The 24415-nt window shown below is 54.4% G+C and carries 17 protein-coding genes; 12 read left to right on the plus strand and 5 right to left on the minus strand.

Going from position 1 to position 24415, the window contains the following annotated elements; translation table 11 throughout:
- Nucleotides 1–7: 7 nt before the first annotated feature.
- A complete protein-coding gene (locus LOC67_RS14570; RefSeq protein ID WP_230263337.1) occupies nt 8–1654 on the minus strand; it encodes an outer membrane protein assembly factor in 1647 nt (548 codons plus the stop codon).
- An 11-nt stretch (nt 1655–1665) separates the two neighbouring features.
- A complete protein-coding gene (locus tag LOC67_RS14575; RefSeq protein ID WP_230263338.1) occupies nt 1666–3138 on the minus strand; it encodes an outer membrane protein assembly factor in 1473 nt (490 codons plus the stop codon).
- Between the two features lie 395 nt (nt 3139–3533).
- Here LOC67_RS14575 and LOC67_RS14580 point away from each other — a divergent pair, with 395 nt between their 5' ends.
- The 3 genes from LOC67_RS14580 to LOC67_RS14590 all read left to right on the plus strand — a co-directional run bounded on the left by LOC67_RS14580 (nt 3534) and on the right by LOC67_RS14590 (nt 8256).
- On the plus strand, nt 3534–4451 hold the full coding sequence (locus LOC67_RS14580) for a diacylglycerol/lipid kinase family protein (RefSeq protein ID WP_230263339.1): 918 nt from the start codon (nt 3534–3536) through the stop codon (nt 4449–4451).
- A 214-nt stretch (nt 4452–4665) separates the two neighbouring features.
- A complete protein-coding gene (locus LOC67_RS14585; protein WP_230263340.1) occupies nt 4666–6282 on the plus strand; it encodes a ribulokinase in 1617 nt (538 codons plus the stop codon).
- 369 nt (nt 6283–6651) lie between these two features.
- Nucleotides 6652–8256: a fucose isomerase gene (locus LOC67_RS14590; protein WP_230263341.1), complete on the plus strand. Its 1605-nt coding sequence runs from the start codon at nt 6652–6654 to the stop codon at nt 8254–8256.
- Between the two features lie 168 nt (nt 8257–8424).
- Here LOC67_RS14590 and dgt read toward each other — a convergent pair whose 3' ends face one another.
- Nucleotides 8425–9567: a dGTP triphosphohydrolase gene (dgt, locus tag LOC67_RS14595; protein WP_230263342.1), complete on the minus strand. Its 1143-nt coding sequence runs from the start codon at nt 9565–9567 to the stop codon at nt 8425–8427.
- A gap of 275 nt (nt 9568–9842) precedes the next feature.
- Here dgt and LOC67_RS14600 point away from each other — a divergent pair, with 275 nt between their 5' ends.
- From LOC67_RS14600 to LOC67_RS14620, 5 genes are all read left to right on the plus strand, one after another.
- The gene (locus LOC67_RS14600; RefSeq protein ID WP_230263343.1) at nt 9843–11990 is read left to right on the plus strand and encodes a hypothetical protein; all 2148 of its coding nucleotides are present in this window, start codon (nt 9843–9845) and stop codon (nt 11988–11990) included.
- A gap of 329 nt (nt 11991–12319) precedes the next feature.
- Nucleotides 12320–12829, plus strand: a complete 510-nt coding sequence (locus LOC67_RS14605) for a thioredoxin family protein (protein ID WP_230263344.1) — start codon at nt 12320–12322, stop codon at nt 12827–12829.
- A gap of 173 nt (nt 12830–13002) precedes the next feature.
- Complete coding sequence (locus LOC67_RS14610; RefSeq protein ID WP_230263345.1) at nt 13003–14199, plus strand: glycosyl transferase; 1197 nt, start codon at nt 13003–13005, stop codon at nt 14197–14199.
- A 606-nt stretch (nt 14200–14805) separates the two neighbouring features.
- A complete protein-coding gene (locus LOC67_RS14615) occupies nt 14806–15573 on the plus strand; it encodes a hypothetical protein (protein WP_230263346.1) in 768 nt (255 codons plus the stop codon).
- Between the two features lie 73 nt (nt 15574–15646).
- A complete protein-coding gene (locus LOC67_RS14620; RefSeq protein ID WP_230263347.1) occupies nt 15647–16513 on the plus strand; it encodes a glycosyltransferase family 2 protein in 867 nt (288 codons plus the stop codon).
- Here the strand turns inward: LOC67_RS14620 and LOC67_RS14625 are convergent.
- Nucleotides 16500–17297, minus strand: coding sequence for an undecaprenyl-diphosphate phosphatase (locus LOC67_RS14625; RefSeq protein ID WP_230263348.1), 798 nt, complete (start codon nt 17295–17297; stop codon nt 16500–16502). The two genes, LOC67_RS14620 and LOC67_RS14625, sit on opposite strands and share 14 nt — an antisense overlap.
- Before the next feature lie 107 nt (nt 17298–17404).
- Here LOC67_RS14625 and LOC67_RS14630 point away from each other — a divergent pair, with 107 nt between their 5' ends.
- A complete protein-coding gene (locus LOC67_RS14630) occupies nt 17405–18484 on the plus strand; it encodes a DUF368 domain-containing protein (protein WP_230263349.1) in 1080 nt (359 codons plus the stop codon).
- Here the strand turns inward: LOC67_RS14630 and LOC67_RS14635 are convergent.
- Entirely contained in the window at nt 18459–19703 is a 1245-nt protein-coding gene (locus LOC67_RS14635) for a hypothetical protein (RefSeq protein WP_230263350.1), read from the minus strand. The genes LOC67_RS14630 and LOC67_RS14635 overlap by 26 nt on opposite strands.
- A gap of 572 nt (nt 19704–20275) precedes the next feature.
- Here LOC67_RS14635 and LOC67_RS14640 point away from each other — a divergent pair.
- The 3 genes from LOC67_RS14640 (at nt 20276) to LOC67_RS14650 (ending at nt 24343) form a co-directional block, all read left to right on the plus strand.
- Nucleotides 20276–21706, plus strand: coding sequence for a hypothetical protein (locus LOC67_RS14640; RefSeq protein WP_230263351.1), 1431 nt, complete (start codon nt 20276–20278; stop codon nt 21704–21706).
- A gap of 13 nt (nt 21707–21719) precedes the next feature.
- Nucleotides 21720–22874: a hypothetical protein gene (locus LOC67_RS14645; protein WP_230263352.1), complete on the plus strand. Its 1155-nt coding sequence runs from the start codon at nt 21720–21722 to the stop codon at nt 22872–22874.
- 467 nt (nt 22875–23341) lie between these two features.
- Nucleotides 23342–24343, plus strand: a complete 1002-nt coding sequence (locus LOC67_RS14650; RefSeq protein WP_230263353.1) for an NAD-dependent epimerase/dehydratase family protein — start codon at nt 23342–23344, stop codon at nt 24341–24343.
- The last annotated feature ends 72 nt before the right edge of the window (nt 24344–24415 follow it).

Here is a 24415-nt window from a genome sequence, read left to right on the forward strand (position 1 = left end):
GAACAGGCTATTTGATAAGGCTCATGTAAAAGCTGAACATCCTCTCGTCGTCGAATTCCCCTTTGTTGACGGGAAACGCAAAGTCGAACGCGAGCGGTGCAGGGCCCAGGGCTGGAATCGCGACGCGAAAACCGACACCAGGTGCCACACGGAATGTATCAGAATCCAGCTTTACACTGTCTTCTACGGTACCAAAATCGCAGAATACGACGCCCCGAAACGCGTCATCTGCAGTTATGGGGAACATATACTCCACTGAGTTTAGCCATTGGAATTGGCCCCCAACTTGGATCCCATTAGCACCGCCTTCGACGGGGCCGGCACCGCGGAAGTCGAATCCGCGGAGTGTGGCGTAACCGCCAGCGAAGAAGTGTTCAAAGATCGGCGTTTCGTCGCCGCTGTAGCCGAACTGAGTGCTGTAGGAAACGGTTTGCTTTCCGCTGCCGTCCGCTCGCTGAGCCAGCAGCCAGTACGTGCGATATTCCAGTTCGAAACGGGCGTAGTCAAAGTCGCCGAACGCTTCTTCGAATTTGAATTGAAAGTAGTGCCCTTCGCTGGGCTGGATTGGGTTGTCACGCGTATTGTGAGTCAGCGTGATATTCCCGGTGTAAAGCTCGTTGTCGCCAACCAAAGCGTCAAGCTCTGGTGACACGCCGGGCAAGCGAATGCGGCTGATGTCAACATTTTGTCCGCCAACACCGACTGCCAGCGACAGGTCAGGCGTGATCCGGTAACCCAGCGAAAAACGCGCACCAAGGCGCTCTTCGTCCCAGTCGTCAAAACGTCGGTCGTAAAGGAATCCACTTGCCGAGAAGCTGATCGGGAGATACCCGAACAAGTTGGGGTCGGCAAATTGCATACTGTAGCGGTCAAAGACGCTACCCGGAGCGGCTTCCAATCGGAACGTTTGGCCGGCACCTCGGAACGCCGTTCCGCTGAAAAGATCGCTGAACGATCGTGGCCAACGCATGATGTCGAAGTTGCGTTCGTCAACCGTGATCTGTCCCGTCACACCGGCATCACTGTTGACGGCACCGCCAAGCATGATTCGGCCGGTCCGTGCCGGGAATCCGTTGATGATTAGATCGGCAACGCGAACGTTTGGCGTGTAGACCGGATCGGTACCGATCGGCGGATACGCCGTTCCGCTGCCTGGAACCGAATTGCCAGGAAGCAGCACGCGTTGGCGAGGGCCAAATGACTGTGGTGGGAAGCTCGTTGACGGCACCGTGGTTTGCGGTACCGGTGGCGGCACGTAGGTTTGTGCTGGCGGGTAGTTGGTCGTCGGTGGTGACGTGTAGGTCGGACTGTTGGTGTAGGACGGTGGAGTGCTGTAGCCGGGTTGAACCTGATACTGCGAAGGCGTCGTCGTCTGCGTGTAGCCACTGCCGTAGGGATCGAACTGCTGTGCTGACGCTTGCTGATAAGCAGAATCGGTTGCAGTCAGCCCCAATGCCGCGATCGCAGCCGAAACGATTGACTTCCATCGCTTCTTGGTTCGCTTGGGTGAGTCGCCTCCGAGCAACGACTTGTCGAGGGCACAAGCGTTGGCTGGTTCGGAGTTGGCTTGACGATCATTTCGAAGCATCGTTGGCCGTTTCTGCAAAAGGTTATTCTGGGAGTGGACTTGGCGTTTGCCGGTTGCGTGGGGCATGTGAGGATTCATTAGTACGCATCCTCCTTCGGCTCGACGATGATGTCCGGTGGGTCTGCAATCTGTGGATTGGTTTCAAGCAGTTGTCCACGGGCCATCCGGCGACGGGCAACTTCCAACAGTCGGCGGTCGATAAAGTCGCCTTCGTGCAAGTCGAGAAGATTCAACATGACGGTTTCACGCATCAGGTGTGGTTCACCTTCGATGTTGACGCGGATCTCGCCAATTTTCCAACGGTCGCCTTCTTCGATTTTGTAAACCAAGTCGACCATGTTCTCTTCTTCACGCATGATCGTTTGCGGTTGGACATCGGCGTAGATGAATCCGAGTTCGCCATAACCGTAGACCAATTCGCCGACATCGCGTTTCAGGACGGTGCCATCGAACATGTCGCCAGGTTTCAGTTCCAGTCGCTGACTCAGTGAATCCTCGGTGACAAACTGGTTTCCGACAATCTGAATGTTCTTGATTTGGAATCGCTGACCTTCGTTGATCACGTACTTCACATGCATGAACTTGCCGTCTTTGTCGTAGCTGATTTGGCGTCCGACGGTGGCGGTTAGGTATCCAAGGTTGTGATAGTGCGACGCGAGCAGATCTTTGTCTTGGTCGATCTGGGCGAGGTTGGCTCGGTTGAACGTCCACAAGCCAAGTCGCATGAATGGGCCGCGGCTTTTGATGATTTTCTTCAGTCGTGCTTCGCTCAGGATCGTGTTTCCGATCACTTCGATTGACTTGATCCGCTCCAGGGGACCTTCGTTAATTCGAAAGACGACCCGTCCGGGGACATCACCGAATCCGATTGAGGTTGTGATCGCGACTTGGTTGAAACCTTTTTCGCGATAAAAGTCCATCATTCGGCGGCGGGCGGATTCGATCGAAAATTCGCTCAGCGGATCGCCAACGGCAATGCCCGCACGGCCTGCCAGTTCGCGTTCGCCCATGCCACGTGCACCGTGGTAGATGACTTCGGTGACGAGCGGGCGTTCATGGACGATGAATGTCACCGCGACGCCTTGTGGGCCTTCCTTTTCGCGGAAGGTGACGTGATCGAAGACCTTCATCTCGTTCAGTCGACGGACGTCTCCCAGCAGCGTTTCACGGCTGTAGAAACGTCCCTTTTTAGTTTGTAGCTTTTGCGAAATCGCATGTTCGCCGACCGATTTGTTGCCTTGGATGACGACATCGGTAACAACGGTCTCGCCGGTTTCTTGACCGAGCGGCAGCGCGTCAAGGCTGTGGATGTGATCGCGAAATTTTGGCCTTTCTGCGGGCCCGGGGGCTCCACCGCTGCCGCCAGCTCCGGCGCCTCCCATTCCGCCAGCTCCGCCGAACTGACCGGACACGGGTCCGGCGCCGACACAGGCGATGACGAATACCATCAGGATGCACTTGGCTTTGTGGCCGAGATTCTGGGGTAGTTCCATAAGGCGAAAACAGGCTTTTCCGGCAAGCGATTGGGTTCGTCGTCCATGACGGACCATACAAGTTCTTGGATTTGACCAAGGTTGGTGCGGCGAGCGCATTGGCAGCTTTTGCACCAAAGGCGGTGGTATCACTCCGGCAAGCGCCGCCACAAGGCAGATTTGGGCTCTGATTGGCTACCGGTTGACCGATTTGACAAGAATTTTTCCGTCGCTGGCATGAAACCTGTGTTTCCCGGAAATGGTTGGGGGCTGAGTTACCCTGGGCAGTAAACCGGACTTGCTAAGCTGTGCCAGATAAGTACGGCTTGAATATCGGGGTGTGAATCGATCGGTGAGTTTGGCTGGCGGTTGCTCCGTCGGTTGCAAATGCTTTCCCGTACACAGTCACTACTGCAATCGCTATGTCTGATTCCACACTCGTCGTACCGGCACCGAAACAATCGAACGACAACATGGATTTGCTTTCGCGACAGATCATCGTTTTCACCAGTCCCAAAGCCGGTAGCGGAGCCAACCGTGAACAAGTCCCACGTCTGGAGGAGATGCTCTCACAGCGAGGCTTGAAATGTTCGGTCATGCACTCGCCAGCGGAACTGGAGCGACTCATTAAGTACGCCGCAGAGGTGGGGGATCAGCAGCCCGTTGTCGTCTGTGCTGGAGGCGACGGAACACTTGGCTTGGTCGCGTCGAAGACCCTGCCTGAGACGCCTCTTTTGACGATGCCGATGGGGACCGAAAACTTGGTCGGACGGATGGTCGGTCAATCCGCTGAAGCCGAGTCTATTTTAAAAACATTGGCCACCGGATACTTGCACCGCATCGATGCAGCCACCGCAAACGGGCAGCTGTTTTTGATTATGGCGACAGCAGGTTTTGATGCCGAAGTCGTGCGCCGGTTACACCTGCGTCGAAAAGGCCACATCCGTCGGCTCAGCTATCTGCTGCCGATTCTGAACACGCTAACTCGGTATCAATTTCCCGCGATTCGTGTTTGCGAGCTTGATGATGATGGATCGGCGGTCCAGGTAACGACCTGCCGCTGGGCGATGGCGTTCAATTTGCCTCGCTACGCAGCTGGGTTGCAGATCGCACCTTCCGCAATTGGAAATGATGGGAAGCTGGACATCACCGCGATGTGCGGATCGGGGATCTACAAAGGAATTCGCTATCTATACGGGGCGATGACGGGACGCTTGGATCGCCAACGTGACGTTTGCCGATTTCAAACCCCACGACTTCGCATCGAATCGGATCAACGCGTCGCGTTTGAACTCGACGGTGACTATGCCGGGCACTTGCCTGTGACGATTGAAAGTTTGCCGATGAGAGTGACATTGGTGGTTCCTGAAGATTTCACGCCGGTTCGCTGAATCGATCGCCCGGCAATGTTCCTGATCAGGGAGTGTTGTTCATCAGGCGTTGCTTCTTCGCCGCATTCGCAGTGCTTTCCGCTTGGGACGGGGGAACCCTCCACACGCCGATCGCTGACATTGATAGAATCTCGGGTCTTCCCACCGAACCTCCGTCAGCAGCCTCCCGGCGGATTCATCCTCTTCAGCATTCCTGTCCCCGCCTTCTATGAGCATGCAAACTGATTTGCCAATCGCACTCGGATTGGACTTCGGCACCGAATCCGTCCGTGCGGTCTTGATCGATAGCGAAGGCAACGAACTTGGTGTCGCCTCAAGCTCCTATGCTCACGGTCAGATTGTTGACCGATTGCCAACAAGTCAGGCTCAGTTGCCGCCAAGGTTCGCATTGCAAGCACCGCTCGATTGGATCGAATCGGCAGCCGAGGCGACTCGCTTGGCCGTCCAGCAGAACGGTGTCTCAAGGGATCGCATCGTCGGCATCGGTGTCGACTTTACAAGTTGCACGATGCTTCCAACACTTGCCGATGGCACGCCGCTTTGTGAAACGGAGTCCTTTCAGCACACGCCATTGGCTTGGCCCAAACTGTGGAAGCATCACGGCGCGATCGATCAGACCGATCGGATGAACAGAATCGCGCGCGATCGCAACGAATCGTTCTTGTCTCGATATGGCGGAATCATTGGGCTGGAGTGGTTCTTTCCGAAGGTGCTCGAAACAATCGAATTGGCGCCCGAGGTTGCTGATGCTGCCGAGGTTTGGCTGGAAGCAGGAGATTGGTTCGTTTGGCAATTGGTCGGATGCGATGCCCCATCGTTGCCTCGCTCCACATGCCAAGCGGGATACAAAGCGTTGTGGTCGTCGGAAGATGGATACGCAAACGCCGACTACTTGGCAGCGGTGGATCCCAAGCTTGCTGAGGTTGCTGCAAAGAAAATGCCGGGGCGATTGCTTTCGCCAGGCGAAAAGGCCGGTGTCCTATGCGAGGAGATGGCAGATCGTTTAGGACTGCCTGCCGGGATCGCCGTGTCGGCAGCCACCATTGATGCTCACAGCGGAGTTCCTGGCGTCGGCGAAGCGGAATCAGGAACGCTGGTCATGGTGATGGGGACCAGCAGTTGCCACATGCTAAATGCAACAAAGTTTCAGGCGGTCCCTGGTGTCGCTGGAATCGTCGACGGAGGAATCTTGCCTGGGCTTTTCGGTTACGAGACCGGTCAGGCAGCCGTGGGCGATGCGTTTGCTTGGCTATTGAAATTGCTAAATCTCGACTCGTTCGATCAGCTCGCGAAAGACGCTTTGGAACTGCCTGCCGGATCAGAAGGCGTATTGTGTCTCGATTGGATGAACGGCTGCCGAACGCCATTGATGGATGGATCGGTAAAAGGTGCGTTTACTGGACTTTCGCTCGACACAACGCCAGCCCATTTGTATCGATCTCTACTGGAGGCATCTGCCTTCGGTGTCCGCTGGATCGTTGACGTATTGCGTGAAGGCGGCATCGCGGTCGACCGCTTTGTGGCGACTGGTGGCCTTCCGCATCACAATCCCGCAGTGGTGCAAATTTATGCCGATGTATTGGCAACCGAAATCGAGGTCCACCCATCGCAGCAAGGTCCGGCGATTGGGGCCGCGGTCCTGGGAATGTTTGCGGCCGGCCCGTCGCGAAGCGGTTTTGAAACGATTGGTCAAGCGGCACAGTCCATGGCAAGCGTCGATGATGTGGATCGGAAAATCGTTTACCCGAATCTTGGTGACCGCGAAACATACAATCGAGTCTACCAGCAGTACCGCTGTCTAGCCGACCAAACACGACGTGGCGAAAGCTAACTTGCAAACGAAATTGGCTTTCGGAGCCATGATCTTTAAGCCATGTGAGCTTTGTCAGTTCATTCCCAATTCGCGTTGGCGTTTCATGCGCGAATGCGTTTTTAAAACACTTAGTGCTTCGTTCGATATGAAAATACGGGTTCGGGTCATTAGCCGACAGGCGTTAGCCCCGGTTAACGCTCTGAAACCGTGGCTAACGCCATACGGCTAATCCTAAATATGGGTTCGGGTGATCAGCCGACGGGCGTTAGCCCCGGTTACTGCACTGAAACCCTGGCTAACGCCATACGGCTAATCCTAAAATCGAGTTTGAACGAAGCACTAGCCTTTGGCGACCTTTCCATTCCCTCTGTTCCCTTCGAATCATCGATGTCCAATCATGTCATCCTGGTTGCTTCTGGCGACCTTCGTGAATCAGCGAATCAAGTTTGCTGGGCAGCTCAGTCTGAAATGGAAGCCGCTTTGACGGCGGCAATCGAAAAGCTTGGTTGGGCTGTCAAACGCGGTCATGCTTATGACGAAGCATGCGGCCATGGCTTTATCTCATCACAGCGACAAGGCATCGAGGTGTTCCGGCGGCTCGATCCCGATGCTCCGATCATCGTGGCCGAAGCGGTGTGGCAGTATTCACATCATGTGCTGGCAGGTCTAACGACGCATCGAGGTCCGATCTTGACCGTGGCGAATTGGTCGGGGACTTGGCCCGGTTTGGTCGGTTTGCTGAACCTGAATGGTTCTTTGACCAAAGCAGGCGTTCGGTACAGTTCTCTGTGGAGCGAAACGTTTGACGATGAGTGGTTCATGGGCAAGCTTGGTCAATGGTTGACCAGCGGCCAAGTTGATCATGACGTCTCCCATGTGCGGCCATTCGATCCATCGGTTGCCAGTGAAAACGCTCGCCACGTCGGACAGGATATCGCCCAAACGCTTCGAACCGACAAAGCCATCCTGGGTGTATTCGATGAAGGATGCATGGGGATGTTCAATGCGATTATCCCCGACCACCTGTTGAACCCTACGGGGGTTTTTAAAGAACGACTTAGCCAGTCGGCTTTGTATTTCGAGACTAAGCAGGTGAGCGATTCGGAAGCTCAAACGGTCCGCGATTGGCTTGATCAAGCCGGAATGCGATTTCACACCGGTGCGAATCACGAAACCGACCTGACCGATGCGCAGATTCTAGATCAGTGCCGCATGTTTATCGCTGCCGTCCGATTGGCGGATGATTTCGGTTGCGATGCGATTGGGATCCAGTACCAGCAGGGGCTTAAAGATCTACTGCCTGCGAGCGATCTGGTTGAAGGCATGTTGAACAATGCCGATCGACCACCGGTCATGTCACGCTGCGGCAAGCGGGAACTCTATCCCGGTATTCCGTTGACTCACTTTAACGAAGTGGATGAATGCGCGGGACTGGACGGACTGTTGACTCAGCGGATTCATGCTGCTTTGGGGCAGCCTACCGAAAACACGCTTCATGACTTGCGATGGTCCGATGCGGATCAGTCCGGTAGCACCGAAGAGGAAGTCTGGGTTTTGGAGATCAGTGGCGCCGCCCCACCGGCGCACTTCGTTGACGGCTGGAAAGGGGCGGAAGGCTTTCGGCAGCCACCGATGTATTTTCCAAGCGGCGGTAGCACGGTCCGAGGGATCAGCAAACCCGGTGTCGTCGTTTGGTCGCGCGTCTATGTGGAAGACGACAAATTGAAGATGGACCTGGGACTTGCCGATGCGATCTCGCTACCACAGGAAGAAACTGAACGCCGCTGGCAGGCGACGACGTCACAATGGCCGGTCATGCATGCGGTGTTACGCGGCGTGACAAGAAACCAAATGATGGCTCGTCACAAAGCCAACCATATTCAAGTGGCTTATGCGTCCAGCGAAGCCGAGGCGATCGACGCGATGCACGCCAAAGCGACGGCGGCATTCGAATTGGGAATGATCGTCAGCTTGTGCGGCGAAGTGGAATAGACGCTGACAACCGGCCAGGGCTGCTTCGATTGCAGGTGGTTCTCTACATTGTCGCCCTTCATTCCGTGAAGGTAGCGTTCATTTTCGCTGGTTTTGCGGCAATCGATAGTGACTTTGTAAGCGATCAAACCTGAAAATCAACAGGTTGCTGATCTGTTCGCCAGCGGTCTACCAATCCGCAAGTGGGCCAGTACTGCCGTCGGTGGCGTAGCGGTATTGTGAATCGCAGAATGCATCGGTCATACCTGCAAGGTACTCGCCCACGATCGATTCGATCGGATGGTGATCACATCGTCGTCGAAATCGTAGTGGCAAGCGACTTGGGTTCGATGCCAAGACTTCGAACATGTCTTGCAAGCGGTGGTAGGCGGCGCGTCGAACTGGGATCAGTCTCGGGTGGCGATAGACGGCTTCGAACAGAAAGGCTTCCAGCTCTGCCCGTTCGCGGCGAAGTTGATCGCTATGCTCCAAGCGGACACCGGCATCACGAATGTCACTTGATGATTGACCGGAAAATGGTATCAGGCATTCGGTAGCCTCTTCCAGGAAATCGGTGACTTGCAAGTCAATCAATTCGTGAACGAGCAGTTGGCGTTCTTGACGAATGGGACCAGGACCGTGCTTGGCGGCGATGGAATTCATCGCACGGCGAACGATCGCTAGTTCCGACAGCTCACGCATTGTCAGCAAGCCTAATTGCAAGGCGTCGTCAACATCGTGCGCGTCGTAAGCCATCGAGTCCGAAGCGTCGACAAGCTGAACCTCAAGGAGCGGCGATCGCCCCACAGCCGCCTCGGCTTTGTGTGCGCGGACGTCTTGGCCGTCGAGGATTTCTCGTGACAGATTCAATCCCGGAAACGACTCGTAGCGTTTCTCCAACTGCTCGACGATAACGAGCGCAAACGCATTGTGCGAAAACCCACCGACACGTTGCATACAATCGCTAAGAGCGTCCTCGCCGCAATGACCATACGGTGGGTGTCCGATGTCATGGACGAGCGCTAAAGCCTCGGTCAAGTCTTCGTTCAGGCGAAGCACCCGAGCCATCGTTCGCGCGATTGAGGCGACTTCGAAGGTGTGGGTCAGTCTCGTGCGGTGGTAGATCCCCATCTCGCCGGTAAAGACTTGCATCTTGCCTGACAGTCGTCGAAAGGCACTGCTATGCAAGATGCGGTCGCGGTCGCGCGCGAATGGGCCGCGGTAAGTATGCTCGGGTTCTTGGAAAGGGCGTCCTTTGGTATCACGACCGTGCATTGCGTATGAGGCTAACAGCAAGTGCTCGCGATCGTCGTACCGCCGAGTGTCCAGCATGGGGGATGTGATCAACTTTAACGACTTTATGGGCTGTGCCCGCGATAATCGTGGGGCGGTGGGCAAATACTTTGGCTTGGATTCCTACAACTTAGGTCACATTTCTATGATGCATCCTAGCGTTCAGCCAAGCTTTGGCCCACACCAATGTGGCCAGTTCGACGAGCTTCCGTGTTAAGATATAAAGACACGGCAGGCGAACGTAGGTTGTAATTTATGATGGGGCGGTTCCGCTTGTCGCTCTCAATACCGTCGTCCCAAACCCGAGCGGTGACTTGTCTTTTCAACCCTACTCCGTCACCTGCGTGACCTGCGGAAGCCGATTGAGCGTCCGGCGTGAATCGTTGGTCGATCGCATCGTTGCCTGCCCTAAATGCCAATCGATGGTGCAGTTGTCGCGCGCAAACGCGACCTCCACCCCACCGGTGCAACTGGGAAATCGCCCGGTCGATTCGGATGCTCTCACTCAGGATTCGATTGGAAATGCGAATGCGGGTGGAATGCCGCCGGCACCGCACGATCCGACGGGCAGCCAGGCAAGTGAAGGCGGTCTCGCTGCGCCGCCAGTCGTTCAAGAATCGCATGAGGAAAGTGGTTTATCAGACGCCAATCAAGGTGATGATAGCATTGGCGCTGCTGGTGATTTAGCCTCACCGGCAGCGCCGCCGCTCGATTGGCAAAGTGAAAAGTCTGCCAAGAGCCGCAAGCTGGCGATCATGGTCATGTCTGCGGTCGCAGGATTGTTGTCGCTGATCATCTTGGTGATGGTGCTGATGCGCGGTAATCCTGGAGGCAGCAACACGGGAAGTGCGCCGGATGGTGATCCGCAAGTTGCCCAAAACGATGCGCAAGCGAACTCCAGTAATCCTGCCGTTGCTGATCCGCCAGCTATGGATTCACCAGTTCCCGATTCGACGACGAACGAAAATGGCGATGCGGCAACCGAAGACTCTGCTTCGGACGCCAATGTCGATCCGCAAACCGAAACAGCCAATTCGACTTCGAACGTTCCAAGCGAAAGCGATCCAACGCAAGACAACTCAGCGACGGACACGGAAGATACCAAGACCGCTGATCCGCCAGCGATGCAGCCTCCTGCAGATTTACTGCCTCAGAACTTATTGCTGCCTGACAATCTGTTGTTGCCATCCAATCCGTTGGAAGGCTTGACTCCGGCCGATCCCAATAATCCACCGGCAAACAACAACGATGGCGGCCCCGAGGCACCGACGTTGACCGAGCTTCCCGATGCGTTGAAGCCGTTTTTGGTCGGCATGGATATCGATCGAACACACCTACCTGTGGATGCACCGGCACCAAAGTCACTTGATGAAATCCAGTTGGATCGTGCTGCGGCGGATGACATCAAGTTGGAGGTCGCCGTTGAAACGCCGAGGTCGGTCAACCTGACAGCAGCATTGGGACTGACGATCGCATTTCAACCGACCAATCCGGACGGCTATCCTTTTGGCGATTTTGCATTGTTTCTGTCGCAAATGACAAGCGTCCCGATGGAGCTTGAATGGGTGTCGTTTGATCTGGTTGGAACTCCACTGACCACTCGCATTCCCTTGCCAACTGGCAAATGGGTCAGCATTGAAGAGGCGTTGACGTCTGCTTGTGAAGCGGCAGGTGCTTCGTTTGAAAAGCACGACAGCAGCATTCAGATCAAGCCGCTCGATGCACGTTTTTCAGAAGTCGTCACCGACGCGATCGATTTTAGTGACGTGAAAGACGCCAAGTCGGCAGTGCTTACCGCAAGGCAGTTGTTGCAGCAATCCGAAGGCGACCCGTCGGCGATCGAGATTCCCGTTAACCCAGGGCCACAGCAGTTGGCGGTGATGGTGTGCGAAGCGATCCGTAGGGCTCGCGGGGAAGCGGGCAAGTTGAATGATCAAAACGTTAAACGCTGGATCGGGGCTTACAAAGATCAACTCGATGGTTGGCCCGTTTTAACCGGCGGCAACTCCGGCGACCCGTTGGTCGAACCATTGCCGTTGGCATCCTTGGTTCGACGATTCGCAAAACGAAACGGGGCGACTGCGTTTGTGAATTGGCAAGAGGCCGCAAAACGCGACCTAAATCCTGACACCATGATGATGCCTAAAGCAGGTAAAGATATTTCAGCGGCAGATGCGTTGAGCGAAGTTTTCAGCCCGGAAGGCATTCAAGTTCGCGTCCCTGATGCTCAGCATTGGTGGATCGGAACCGAAGCCTACTTTGATCGACTGCCGGTCGTGATCTGGTTTGATGACCAAGCGAACGCGAATCGATATTTAGGCGTCGTGCGCGGCGCGATCGATGGGGCCGGAATCGATCAGCAATTCATTGGAGCTGCCGCTGTTGATCCCGTCAGCGGCAAATGTATCGCCGTGATCCCACGGTTCTTGCTGCGTCAATTGCCACGTCTTTTAGAAAGTTGATTCGTGTCCTAGTGAGGGGCGTGAGCGATTACGGCACGAGGTCAAAATTTCACGTGCCGTGTCGCGGATTCAAGCCGGAAATCCGCAGCTATGTTTGGCGTTGAGGGTGGATCCGTCTGCGGAGTAGGTCGGGTTGGGGCAGCTATGCAGTTTAGGGTAGGCCGTCAGCTGAACCGGTAAAAAATGGTCCTCAATGGCGGATCATCGGTTTGCTCCACCATTTCTTGAAAGCAACGCTTGCGCTGAATCCACGCCTTCTATTCGCTCCAACTTCGCTTCTTGTTGCGAGCGCGAATCCTCCGAAACAACATCATCTTCGGGCACCGAAAATGAAACACTTGCTACTACTTTTGAGCGTCGTTGGAACTTTGGTGTTTGTGGGATTGGCGATCGATTTCGACGAATCCGGAAGCGATTCGGCCGACGGCGTTGCTGCATCTGGTCCGGATGCGATGGTCGCATCGCACCAATCATCGGGTTTCGACATGATGGGAAATGGGACCGGTGGGAAACTGGTGCTGATGAAGTTTGGTGCCCCATGGTGTCCGCCATGTCGCATGGTCGACAAGGAACTGTTGGAGCTGAAGAAGGCGAAACTTCCCGTCGAAGTCCGCAAAATCAATGTGGACAATCATCAGGCACTTGCGGACCAATACCAAATTTCCAGCATCCCACGTTTGATTCTGACTGAGGATGGTGAAGTGATAGGTGATTTGACGGGGTACAAATCGGCGGATGAGTTGGAAGCTTGGATTCGCGACAACGCGTCAGAAAAGGCGCTCGCGGCTTCAGCAGATCCGCGTCCCGCGACCGTCTACGCAAACCCCTTTATCAAGTAGCGGCGAGTGCTTTACAGCATCCTAACGACGTAATAACGGTACCTGTCTAGCTCCATTTACCCCCTGGGGTTGATCGAAAGCGGCAATCGGCGGACACTTTTTCTGCCGATAGATTCGTTTTGCCGCGGTGGCAGACGCTGGCTTAGCTCCCTTTTACGGACTGGCGGTGCATCATGCCTGACTTCTACCAACATGAGTTGATCACGACGATCCACGATCTGCGAACCGGCGGGTTGGATCAGATGGAAGAGATGTTGCACAACGCAACGCAGCACTCGAAAGTCGGCTTGGTGCTACCGGTGACCGCATCAGACATGCGCGCCGAACCGTTTGGCAAAATTGTCAGTGAACTAACCGGCGCGGACTATGTGGGAACGATTGTTGTGGCTCTAGGAGTCGCACCGAACGAGGCTGATTACCAAGAGACAGTCCAAAAGGTCGCACCGCTTGGCGATCGATGCCGTGTCCTCTGGACCGATGGCCCCAAGGTACAGGGCCTTTATGACGAATTGATCGACGCTGGAATTCCAGTATCCACACCAGGGAAAGGGCGAAGCGTCTGGACCGCGTTTGGTTACCTGCTAGCCGATCCCACGATCGATGTGTTCGCGCTACACGATTGTGACATTGTTGACTATGACCGAACGTTGCTGTCACGGTTGTGTTTGCCAATGGTTCACCCGGCGTTTGATTTCGAGTTCTGCAAAGCGTATTACGCTCGGGTCACCGACCGAATGCATGGCCGTGTCGTGCGATTGTTGGTCGCACCGCTGTTGCGGGCACTGATGAATATCTTTCCCGACAACCGGTTCGTGCACTTCTTAGCTAACTTTCGCTATCCGTTATCCGGTGAATTTTCGCTGACGCGAAACTTGGCTAGAACTAATCGAATTCCCAGCGATTGGGGCCTTGAGGTAGGTACGCTGGCAGAAGTCTTTCGCAACACGGCATTGAAACGAGTTTGTCAGGCCGACCTGTGCCGACTGTATGAGCATAAGCACCAGGATGCTTCGTTGCACAACAAGCAAGCGGGCCTGATGAAGATGGCGACCGATATTTTGACGACGATCTATCGGACCTTGGCAAGCCAGGGGGTCATCTTGAGCGATGGAGCGTTCATCACACTACGGAGTCTGTTCCTGCGAACCGCCCAGGATTGTATTCGTCAATATGCTGCTGATGCTCGTATCAATGGCTTGGACTACGATCGGCACAACGAAGAAACAATGATCGACGCCTTTGCGAGCTGCATTACCACCGCAGCGGATATCTTTCGCGCCGATCCGAATGGCGCCGAGGCGATTCCGAACTGGACTCGTGTAAGAGCGGCGTTCCCAGATTTTGTCGATCGATTGCGTGACGCGACATAGACCAACGGCGTTGGTCGCGAATACCGACTCGCTGTTGCGGCTTGAATGTAGCGTACCTTTCAGCTCCTGCGAGTCTGGACGATTAGTGATCTCCAGACGTGGGGGGAGGCCGTTATTTCCCGGATAACCCGCACAGCGGTTTTGGAATACGACGACGCGTCGATCCGAAAAGCTGGACAGCTACATTCGGACATGAACAATGATGTTCTAGAGCGGATTTCGAGGCCTAAGTCAGGTTGCTTAGGCCGATTCAGACTTCGGTCACTATCAGTTTGGTGATTTTTGATCGTCGCGTTTTACCCCGTAGAAGAAGCGTTCGTTCCGATGGTTTTTCGTCGAAGGCGACTTTGTGAAAGACCAAGCCTGGGAGTCAATCGCTCGCTAAGCTTGCTGTTGGCGATCAAGCGGTGATTTGACAATACCTGAGGTCATCGACGCTTGTTAGAATAGGACGGATGCATCCCGGTGCGGAACTGTCAGCTGCGGAACCGTCAGTGCCGAGTCCCTGTCGTGCGTGCTACCCGAACTCCGTTTGCATCCGGTCAACATTCCACGGGCGTTTGAATTCGCGATCGCCCTCCATCAAACATACTCTTCTCTGATTCCATGCCGATTCCGATTCGTTGCCAGTGCGGTCAGTCGCTTGCGGTGAAAGAACAGTTCGCTGGTCGAACGGTCAATTGCCCAAAGTGCAAAAGCCCGATTCAGGTACCTGCCGCACCCGCACCTGCGGCTCAAAGTGTCGGAACAGTGTCGGCTGGCAATCCGCTGAGCGACTTGTTTGATGAGGAAGGCTTCAGCAGCAACATTGCTGCCGTTTGTCCGAACTGCAGCAGTGAAATGGCTGCGGAAGCTGTTCTCTGTACAAAGTGTGGATTCAATAAGGCTACTGGCCAATTGGTCCGAGGGCACCGTACCGAAGGCTTGGACGTTTCGCCCGGTGCGATGGCGCTCGAACGCGCCGCCGAGGATATGCGGCGTGCCGACAAGATGCAGCGTGAAATGACTGAGAAAGCCGGGATGCCGTGGTGGATGCTCGGCTTGATCCTGTTCATTTTGTGCAGTGCGACAACCCTTGCTGTGATGGCATTGATGTCTGCCAACCAGATCGATGGCAATGGCGCATTCAATGCGATGCGGGCGTTTTTGCAGTTGTCTGGAACCGCGTGTGCTTTGGTTTCCTTTGGCGCCTTCGGTAAGCTTGTCATGGAGGGATTTCGAGAGAATCGAAACACCGGACTGCTTTGTTTGACCGTGGTCTATTTGTTCGTCTTTGTGTTCCAGAAGCCAAAAGGTCGAATCGGTGCGTTTCTGGTTATGTTGATCTTGGGCGGTATCGCTGGCGGATTGCTCGCGCAAAGCCAACGCGTTTAAGTCGTTCGCGTTATACATCGAGCATTTTCCGCCGAGAGCTGTGCAGCGATCCGAAGACCCAACTAGCGAACCCGTGGCGACAGATACAGAAGTCAGACCAGCGACGTCTCGGCCGGAACTTTCAATTGTGATTCCGGCTTACAACGAACAGGAAAACATCGGACCCTGTTTGGATGACCTGATGCACTTGCTCGTCGAGACGCATGGGATTGATACCGAGGTCATCGTTGTTAACGACAACAGCCAAGACGGAACCGAAAAGGTTGTCTTAGAACGCAGGCAACGTTGGCCATCAATCCGATTGATTCGTCGACAGCCTCCTGGTGGATTTGGCCGAGCGATTCGTACCGGATTGCAGTATGCCCGCGGCGAAGTCATCGTTGTCTACATGGGAGATCGTTCTGATCACCCGATCGATGTCAAGCGATATCTGGACACCATTCGAGAAGGCTACGACTGTGTTTTCGGTTCCAGGTTTGTCAAAGGCGCACAGGTCAAACGCTATCCCCGCGTCAAATTGATCGTCAACCGAATCGTTAACAAAATGGTTCAGTGGATGTTTTGGACGCCGATGAATGATTTGACCAACGCCTTCAAAGCCTACCGTGCCGAAGTGGTCGACCGTTGTGGTCCCTATCGAGCATGTCACTTCAACATCACGTTGGAAATGTCGCTTAGTGCATTGATAAGCGGCTACCGAATCAAGGAGATCCCGATCAACTGGGAAGGTCGCACCTGGGGATCGACCAATCTTCGCATGCGTGAAATGGGACGACGATATCTTTGCACGCTGTTAATGCTTTTTTTCCAACGGGTTTTGATGTCCGACGATGTTGTGGCCGAAGGCAACCGTGACCTGAAGAACACGGTGGAAGTATTCGGTAGCGATGAAATCGTTGACCAGTCAGAGCAGGCTGAGTCTGTGGCTAAACCAAGTTAAAGTAGCCCAGCCCGAGAACCACTAGGCCAGCAGGGATGCACCAAGCCGCAAACCAGTGCAGGCGTTCTTGGCGGCTCCATCCAATAAGCCACTTAAGCGCGAAGATTCCGACAACAAACGAGATCGCCGCACCCGCAACCAGTTCAAATGCGCCGTGCGATGGGGTGCTCTCTTCCAAAACGTCTTTGATTGCCAAAACTGTTGCTCCGGAGATGGCCGGGATCGCAAGCAGAAAGGAAAACGTTACCGCGTCATCAGTTTTTAAGCCAAGGAAGCGTCCCCCCAGAATCGTCGATCCGCTTCGACTGATGCCTGGCAAGATCGCGAATGCTTGAAAGCAGCCTATAGCGAATGCCGCAGCGTATGACATTTCTTTGTACTTGCCGTCACGAACCGGAAGTTTGCCGAGTACCAGCAGCATGGCTCCAGTGACGAGCAGCATCGCACCGGCGAGCATCGGGTTTTTCAGAATCATTGGGAACTGCGACTTGATTGTCAGTCCGATGATGACCGCCGGAATGGTGCCAACAATCAGCAGCGGGATAACACGTCGGTCACTACTGAGCAGATCAAGGATCCTTCGCCAGAAAACGACGAGGATTGATCCGAGTGTTCCCGCGTGCAAAATGATCTCCATTGTTGGCGATTCGCTCTGCATTGCACCGGTCACTTGGTGAAAGATCGCCCCGAGAATGACCAAGTGTCCTGAAGAACTGATCGGTAGGAATTCGGCAATCCCCTGGACAATCGCGAGAACGATCGTTTGGATTATGTTTTCAATCACGCGTTGAAACTTGTTGATTTGAGATGTTTAGGGATGGGCCGATGGCCGATCCGGATCAAACTTGCTGCCCAAGTATTTCCTGCCCCACCAAGAATGGGAACCACCCGATGTCAGGCTCCGACAACTCAACCATGCCGACCGATCACAATGATCCGGATGTCGGGGCTGTGCAGGTGCCGGCGACGGATGAGGTGAATGTGGCAACAAACGTGTCAGGAGCCTCGCCTAAAGGGGGTGTTGCGGGTGACGTTATCAACGTGATTCGCGGGTTTTGTATGGGGGCAGCGGATACGGTGCCCGGCGTAAGCGGCGGCACCGTGGCTTTGATTTTGGGGCACTATCAACGATTGATTACCGCCATCAGTCGCATCGATAAGAACGCCGTTTCGCTTTTGCTTGCCGGAAAACTTCACGAAGCCTTCGTCTATGTTGACGGACGATTTCTTGGTGCACTCGGTCTGGGGATCTTGAGCGGCATTGTGACCTTGGCGGGTTTGATGCACTGGTTGCTAGACAACCACATGCCAGAAACCTTCGCTGTCTTCTTCGGGCTGATCCTGGCTAGTGTGTTGATCGTGCGGCGTTCGATTTCAAAATGGACAGCCGCTACCTACGTCGCACTGGTTTTGGGCGCATTGGTTGCGGTCGCAATTGGCCGGCTGTCTCCAACTGGTGGTGCAGATTCCTTGGTCTATCTGTTCTTGTCAGCTTCAATCGCGATCTGTGCGATGATCTTGCCGGGTATCAGCGGTGCGTTTGTATTGCTGTTGTTGGGTGTCTATTACCCAGTGACCGGAATGGTGAAGGGGCTGGCAAAGGGAAACATTGATTTGCACACGCTGATTTCGCTAAGCGTCTTTGGGTGCGGGTGTCTGTTCGGCCTGCTTGCTTTTTCGCGGCTTCTGCATTGGTTGCTCGACCACAAGAAAAGCATCACCATGGCGGGGCTGATCGGATTGATGCTGGGAAGTGCTGAAAAGCTTTGGCCTTTGCAAATCCCGACGCCAGAAACAGCGACACTTAAGATGAAAGAACGCGTGATGGTGACGATGTCGCCGTCGCAGTGGGAAGGTAGCAGCGTTTATCTGCTTGCCGGGCTGGCAATTGTTTCGGCCGTTGCAATTCTATTGCTCGAGCGAGTTGCCGACTCCGGTCTGGAGGCTACTCCGGATGAAACCGACGGTTAAAGATCGAAGGGTCGAATGGGTTTTCGACTTTGGGCATGCGTCGAACCCCTTCGTTCGTTGCGCCGTTTTGGGGCAAGTTTTGCGAATCCTCTTGAAGGTTCTGATCTGCCCAAGGGTTTGAGGTTGGTGTCGGAATTGACTGAGCCGCTCGCATCTCAGGTGAGTTCAAAACGGCTGAAGCAGGAGTCGACCCAGAGGGTGCGGTGATGTTGCTTTGGAAAGCTTCCGTGCCATCCGAGTGCGCGTTGGTGCTTGGCGAACGCTGTCCGAATTGACTCGTATCACCGTTGCTTGTTCCTGACAATTGGTTCAGCCAATGGTCTAGACGCTGCATCATTGCCGAGCGTTCGTTGCCGAAGGAGTGATTGCTGCCACCATGCCCATCGCTCGCCCTGACGCGGATGACGCTTGCTTGGGGATTTTCGCGGTCAACGAATTCCAAGATCGACGCGATGTTGTCTCGCGCGGTTGTTGCCGGAGCCCATCTTGCTCGCGAGGCTGGGTGGATCTGGAATGCTCGATCGTTCGATTCGTGTTTGGTGTGGCAATTGTTGCAGCGATTAAGAAAGATCGGCTGCACGCGAGCTTGGAAGTGATAGACAAGTTCGTCCGGCAGGCCAGAATTGTTTTGTGACGGCTGTGAAGTCTCCTCGGCGGGTTCTTCATGTGAGACCGTTTGGATCGCAGATTCGGCGTCGGCTGGCTTGGGTGATGATTGTTCGAGTTCGTTTCGCAAGCGAGAGGCGATCTGTTTTAGAAGCCGACTGGTTTCGGGATGTCTTGGTTCCAGTGCTCGAGCCAGCAAGGCATCTTGCGCGGCTTGCCGTATCATTCCGTATCGAAGGTACCAACGGACATCATTTTGAATCGCTTTTAGATCGACATCGATTCGGTTGCTTTTTCGATACGCGTACAACGCTTCGATCGACGGAGCCACATGCATAATTTGCTGCGCCGAAACCCGGAGTGACGATCCGTCACCGCGATCGACTTCGACCAATTCGCCCAGTGGCAACACACGTCCGACAAGCAGGTTGTCGTTTCGAAGTAAGACGTAGGATGGTGACTCGGCGACGGCGGGCGACGCCGTTTTCAACACAGGTGTGCTGTCATGAGGCGTTGATAGGGTTGTATCTGGAAACGGAAACGCATTCGGTGGTGCGGCGTCAACCGTTGCAAAACTAGCAATCGCCCATGGCATCGCAATTCCGATCGCCATAACGGCGATTCGAAAATGTCGGAAGGAGGCGGTGGAAACGGTTCGCATGATGAATGCCAAAACGATCTTGGTTTTCGCGGGGTCGGGCAACGGAGCGATGAAGGCTGGCTAATCAGTGGAAGCTAACAAATGTTTTTGCCGCCATCGGATCAGTTCCGGTTTTGGGATTCGCTTGGCCTGATCATCGCTTCGAAAAAGCCGGAAAGAACCGCCAAGATTTCTCCCACACGCGTTCACCAGCTAGCAAGATCATCAAGCTGGCGTCAACAGAGAATTCGCAATCTGGTGTCAAAGTGCCCTGTCAAAAGCGGTATTCATAAGCCTGGTTCTTTACCCCGGATTGGCAGGTTCAAGATGTCTGCTTGGGTGTGGATCACGCAATCGTGTTACGCACGATTGGGGCGATGCAACGTAGACCTGAACAAGCAATCTTGCTAAGAAAAAGGTTTCGACAATGCCTTTTCACAACATTGTGTTCGAGAACCCCATTGCGACTTGAGTGAGTCGCTGCGTTTTCGTTGATTTCAAAAGGCATCCTAAAACTGCAAACTCTCTCGACGCCGAAGGACCGAATGTCGACGAAGCCATGCCAGCCGAGAATCCTTTTCGTCGACGACAACGTCCGGTCGATCGGTGGGCATTATTTGGAACTCGCCAGTTTGCTGGCCGAAGGCGCCTCGTCCCTTGGGTATCAGGCTGAGCTTGCAAGTCATCGCAATCTAGGTGGTTTGGTCGCATCAGGCGAACAGGATTCGCGTTTATCTGCATTTAAACTTCACCCGGTTTTTTCAGTCCGAAGGATGGAAAACTGGTCGCTGGGAATCGATGGTCCATCGAACTGCAAACGGGACTTGAGCGGCAGGCCCGTCGGTACCACCACGAATCGGCTTCGTCAGCGGATGTCAGACTTACTTTGTCGGCCGACACGCCGACCGACTGCGATGCTGGAAGCATGGTCCGATAATTTTTTGAAAGCCCTTCGCGACTTTAAGCCAAGCGAACATGACATTGTTGTGGTCAACACTGGCGGCGATTTTCAGTTGACTGCACTTGCCAATGCGGTCAAACGTTTTTCGGTCGGGAATCCCCTTCAGTCGCTGCGGATGCATGTCATCTTTCACTTCGCCGTTTACGATGATCGCCCCGATCGACGAGCCAATTTGTTTGGCGAACAAATCAACGAAGCAATTGAAGGGATTCATGAGGCGGGGCCGCACCGAATTCGACTGCATGCGACAACCGAGCCGCTACGCGAGCAAATGCGAGCAGTCGGAGTCGTTGCGAGCGACGTTCCCTATCCGACTCGTGAACCTATTTCTGTGAAGTCATATGTAGCTGCCAACGTCAGCAAACAAACTGATCAACGGCCCATCAAGCTTTTGTTGGCAGGACTACCGCGAGCGGAAAAAGGACGCGACCAGATCAAGTCGATGCTTAGCGGTATTGAGCTCGATCATATGCGTTCCGGTCAATTCAGTGTCTCGATGCAATGTGATCCCAATCGTTGGCAGCGGGTGATTCCCGATTCGATGGCGGACCTCTATCAACAAGCTGTCCAAGGTCTGGCGACTGGATTGGACAACGATGCGCCACTTGAGATCAAACACGGGAACCTTGACAACTTGCAGTATCACCAATGGCTCGATAGCGCTGACATCGGTTTGTTCTTATACGACCCTAGCCGCTACGTCGCTCGCTGCAGCGGCGTTTTGCTCGAGACGATGGTGCGTGGTGCTGCCGCGATTGTCCCTGATCGGTGCTGGTTAGCGGATCAGGTCCGGCAAGTCGAAAGTGAACTTGGTGGCAACAAGATCGGATGGATTTATCAATCGATCGAACAGATTCCCGAGCTTCTCAGTCAGGTTCAAACCGAGTTTGCGGAAGTCCGGGCGAACTGCGTCCGTGTCGCCGGTTATCTTGCCGAACGACATTCCGGAAAAAATACACTTCTCGAAATGGGGCTCCGACCGGCATCCTCAATGGGCTCCAGTCAGGCGGCATAGGAGGCTTGAAACAATGAAGCTAAAGCATCTTCTCCGCTATCCGTCATGCATTCAGACTGCAAAGGCTCTGCTGAAGCGTGACGAATTCCTGCGGCCAGATTATCGCGGTTCGATCGGGTTGGATCTTTACACCGACCATTTGTTGTTCGATTGCGGGCGACATTTGACGTGTATCGCTGCGTTGGCAACACAGGCCGGACTTGAGGTCCATTTGCGTTGCAGCAAATGGATGCTTGCCGCGATTGCGCACAAGCCGTTGGGGCGTCAGTTTTTGTCGATGGACCATGTTCAATGGTTGGCCCCGTCGCAGATCTTTCCGGGGCATGCGGTCGTGCTTTGTGATGTTGCCGAGTACCAAGCCAATCGGATCCATGCGGGGCAGCACCTGATCGAAATGCTGATCGGAAGCGACGTGGTGCCGGGAACGATGGCAATGCCTTACCCGACTCACCCACGCCAAATCACTAGCGAAAGCATCGCCGATCGCGGTCGGCTCCGTCAGCAGACAAAGCATGGCATCTTTTTCGCGGGCAATCAAAAGCAGCGGTATGGCCGATCGAAAATGGAGAATCAGTTCGGAGTGATTTCCAGGCTCGAGATCATCTCCACGTTGCAGCAAGCATTCCCACAGCAGGTCTGCACAAGCGTCGCGGCAGCTTCAAACGTGCAAGATATTGTCTTGGTTGATACGTCCGTCGACAGGATTGATGTTGATCAATGGATGTCAACCCTCGCGGCGCATCAATTCTTCGTTTGTTGTCCTGGTGCGGCGCAGCCGATGTGCCACAACGTCATCGAAGCGATGAGTGTCGGAGTGATTCCGATCATCGAATATGACGACCGATTCAGGCCGGTCTTGCAAGATGGTGAGAACTGCATCGCCTTTCGGGGACGGCAAGGGTTGGTCAAATCGATTCAGCGTATCAACGCCATGAGCGTTGGCGAACGATTGAGAATTTCCGCGAATGTCTCGCGTTACTTTGACCGCCATCTTGATGGTGTCGTCTTTCTACGTAGGCTGTTCGAAGCTGGACGCTTGCGCCGCGACAATTATGTCTCGATGCCATTTCACGAGTCCAACTTGTTCGATCCGGCGTCTGTTTCTGTCGAAGCGGACAAAAACGACGATCCAAAATCGATCGGTTCTGGGCGACGTCACGCAGCATAGCAGACGGTTGCCTTTGATTGCCGCTCTTCAATCCGTGGAAGTAGCGTTCTGTCCTGCCGGTGTTGCTGAAGGGTTGGCGACTTTGTGAGAGTTCACATCTAAAAATTGACAGGTCGTTAGACGAGCACCAGATCTCAGGTCGGTTGTTGTCAAACCGTCGATCTGTTCAACTTGTTATCGGTTTACAGCCGACAGACGAGTTTCTTTGATTCCGCAAAGTTTGCGTTTTGCACAGCAGTGGTCGCACTGAATAAACGCCATGCCGATGTCATCAGCGCTGCACTTTTATCGATACCGATCGTTTGAGACCGCACTGACAGACTCTCCAATAGGTTCGATTCATCATGGAGAGCCCGAGCATCGAAAGGAGTCAGCTAGGGCTTTGACGTCAACTTCGTCGGTCAATCAATCCGTTACAGCTTGCCGCAACATTGTTTCGCTGAATCCCTATTGCCCCATATCAATCGATGAGAGTGCTCGTTACCGGTCCCGCAGGATTCCTTGGTGGGGAAATTGTTCGCCAGCTGTTGGAACGTGGAGACGAGGTCGTTGGGGTTTCTCGCGGAGATTACCCGGCACTGGCTTCGCAAGGCGTGGACTACCGCCGGGGGGATCTTTCGGACGAGTCGTTCACGCTGTCAGCGGTACGTGATGTCGATGTGGTGGTCCACACTGCAGCGATCGCAGGGGTTTGGGGGGCCGATGAGATGTTTCATCGGATCAATACCTTGGCGACGCAACATGTGATCGAAGCGTGCAAACGCAATGGGATCTCCAAGCTGGTTTTCACCAGCAGTCCTAGTGTCACGTTTGGTGGTGAAGACCAATGCGATCTCGATGAATCTGCGTCCTATCCGGAACGCTGGTTGTGTGCATATCCGCGAACGAAAGCGGCTGCCGAAAAGGCTGTTCTTGATGCCCATCATGCCGGAAGCCTGCATGCCTGTGCTTTGCGTCCCCACCTGGTTTGGGGCGAGGATGATCCACACCTGCTGGCACGTGTGATCGACCGAGCGAAAACCGGAAAGCTAAAGATCGTTGGCGACGGCAATAACTTGATCGATACGGTTCACGTGATCAACGCCGCCGGTGCACACCTCGATGCGATCGACGCGTTGCACAGACAGCCGGATGTAGCGGGGGGGCGAGCCTATTTTATTGCTCAGGATGAGCCAGTGAATTGTTGGGAATGGATCCAGACCATCTGTGAAGCTGCCAACGTGGATCCTCCAACGAAGCGTGTTTCCTTCGGCGTTGCCTACGCTGCCGGAGCAATGCTGGAAACCGTTTATGGGATCCTCGGAAAGACGCAAGAACCACCGATGACACGGTTCGTCGCCGCACAGTTGGCCAAGCACCACTATTTCGATATCAGCGCTGCAAAGGAACGGTTGAACTACCGCGTTCGGATCTCGATGGCGGACGGGCTGCAGAGATTAAAGGACGCGTGGGCGAATCAATCGAATTAAATAGGGGAACGCAAGCTCCGTTTTTATCAGTGAACCTGTGAATCAGTTAAACTGTAAAGAGTCATCGGCAGC

Origin of the sequence: Stieleria sp. JC731 (assembly GCF_020966635.1) — a bacterium.
Lineage (GTDB): Bacteria > Planctomycetota > Planctomycetia > Pirellulales > Pirellulaceae > Stieleria.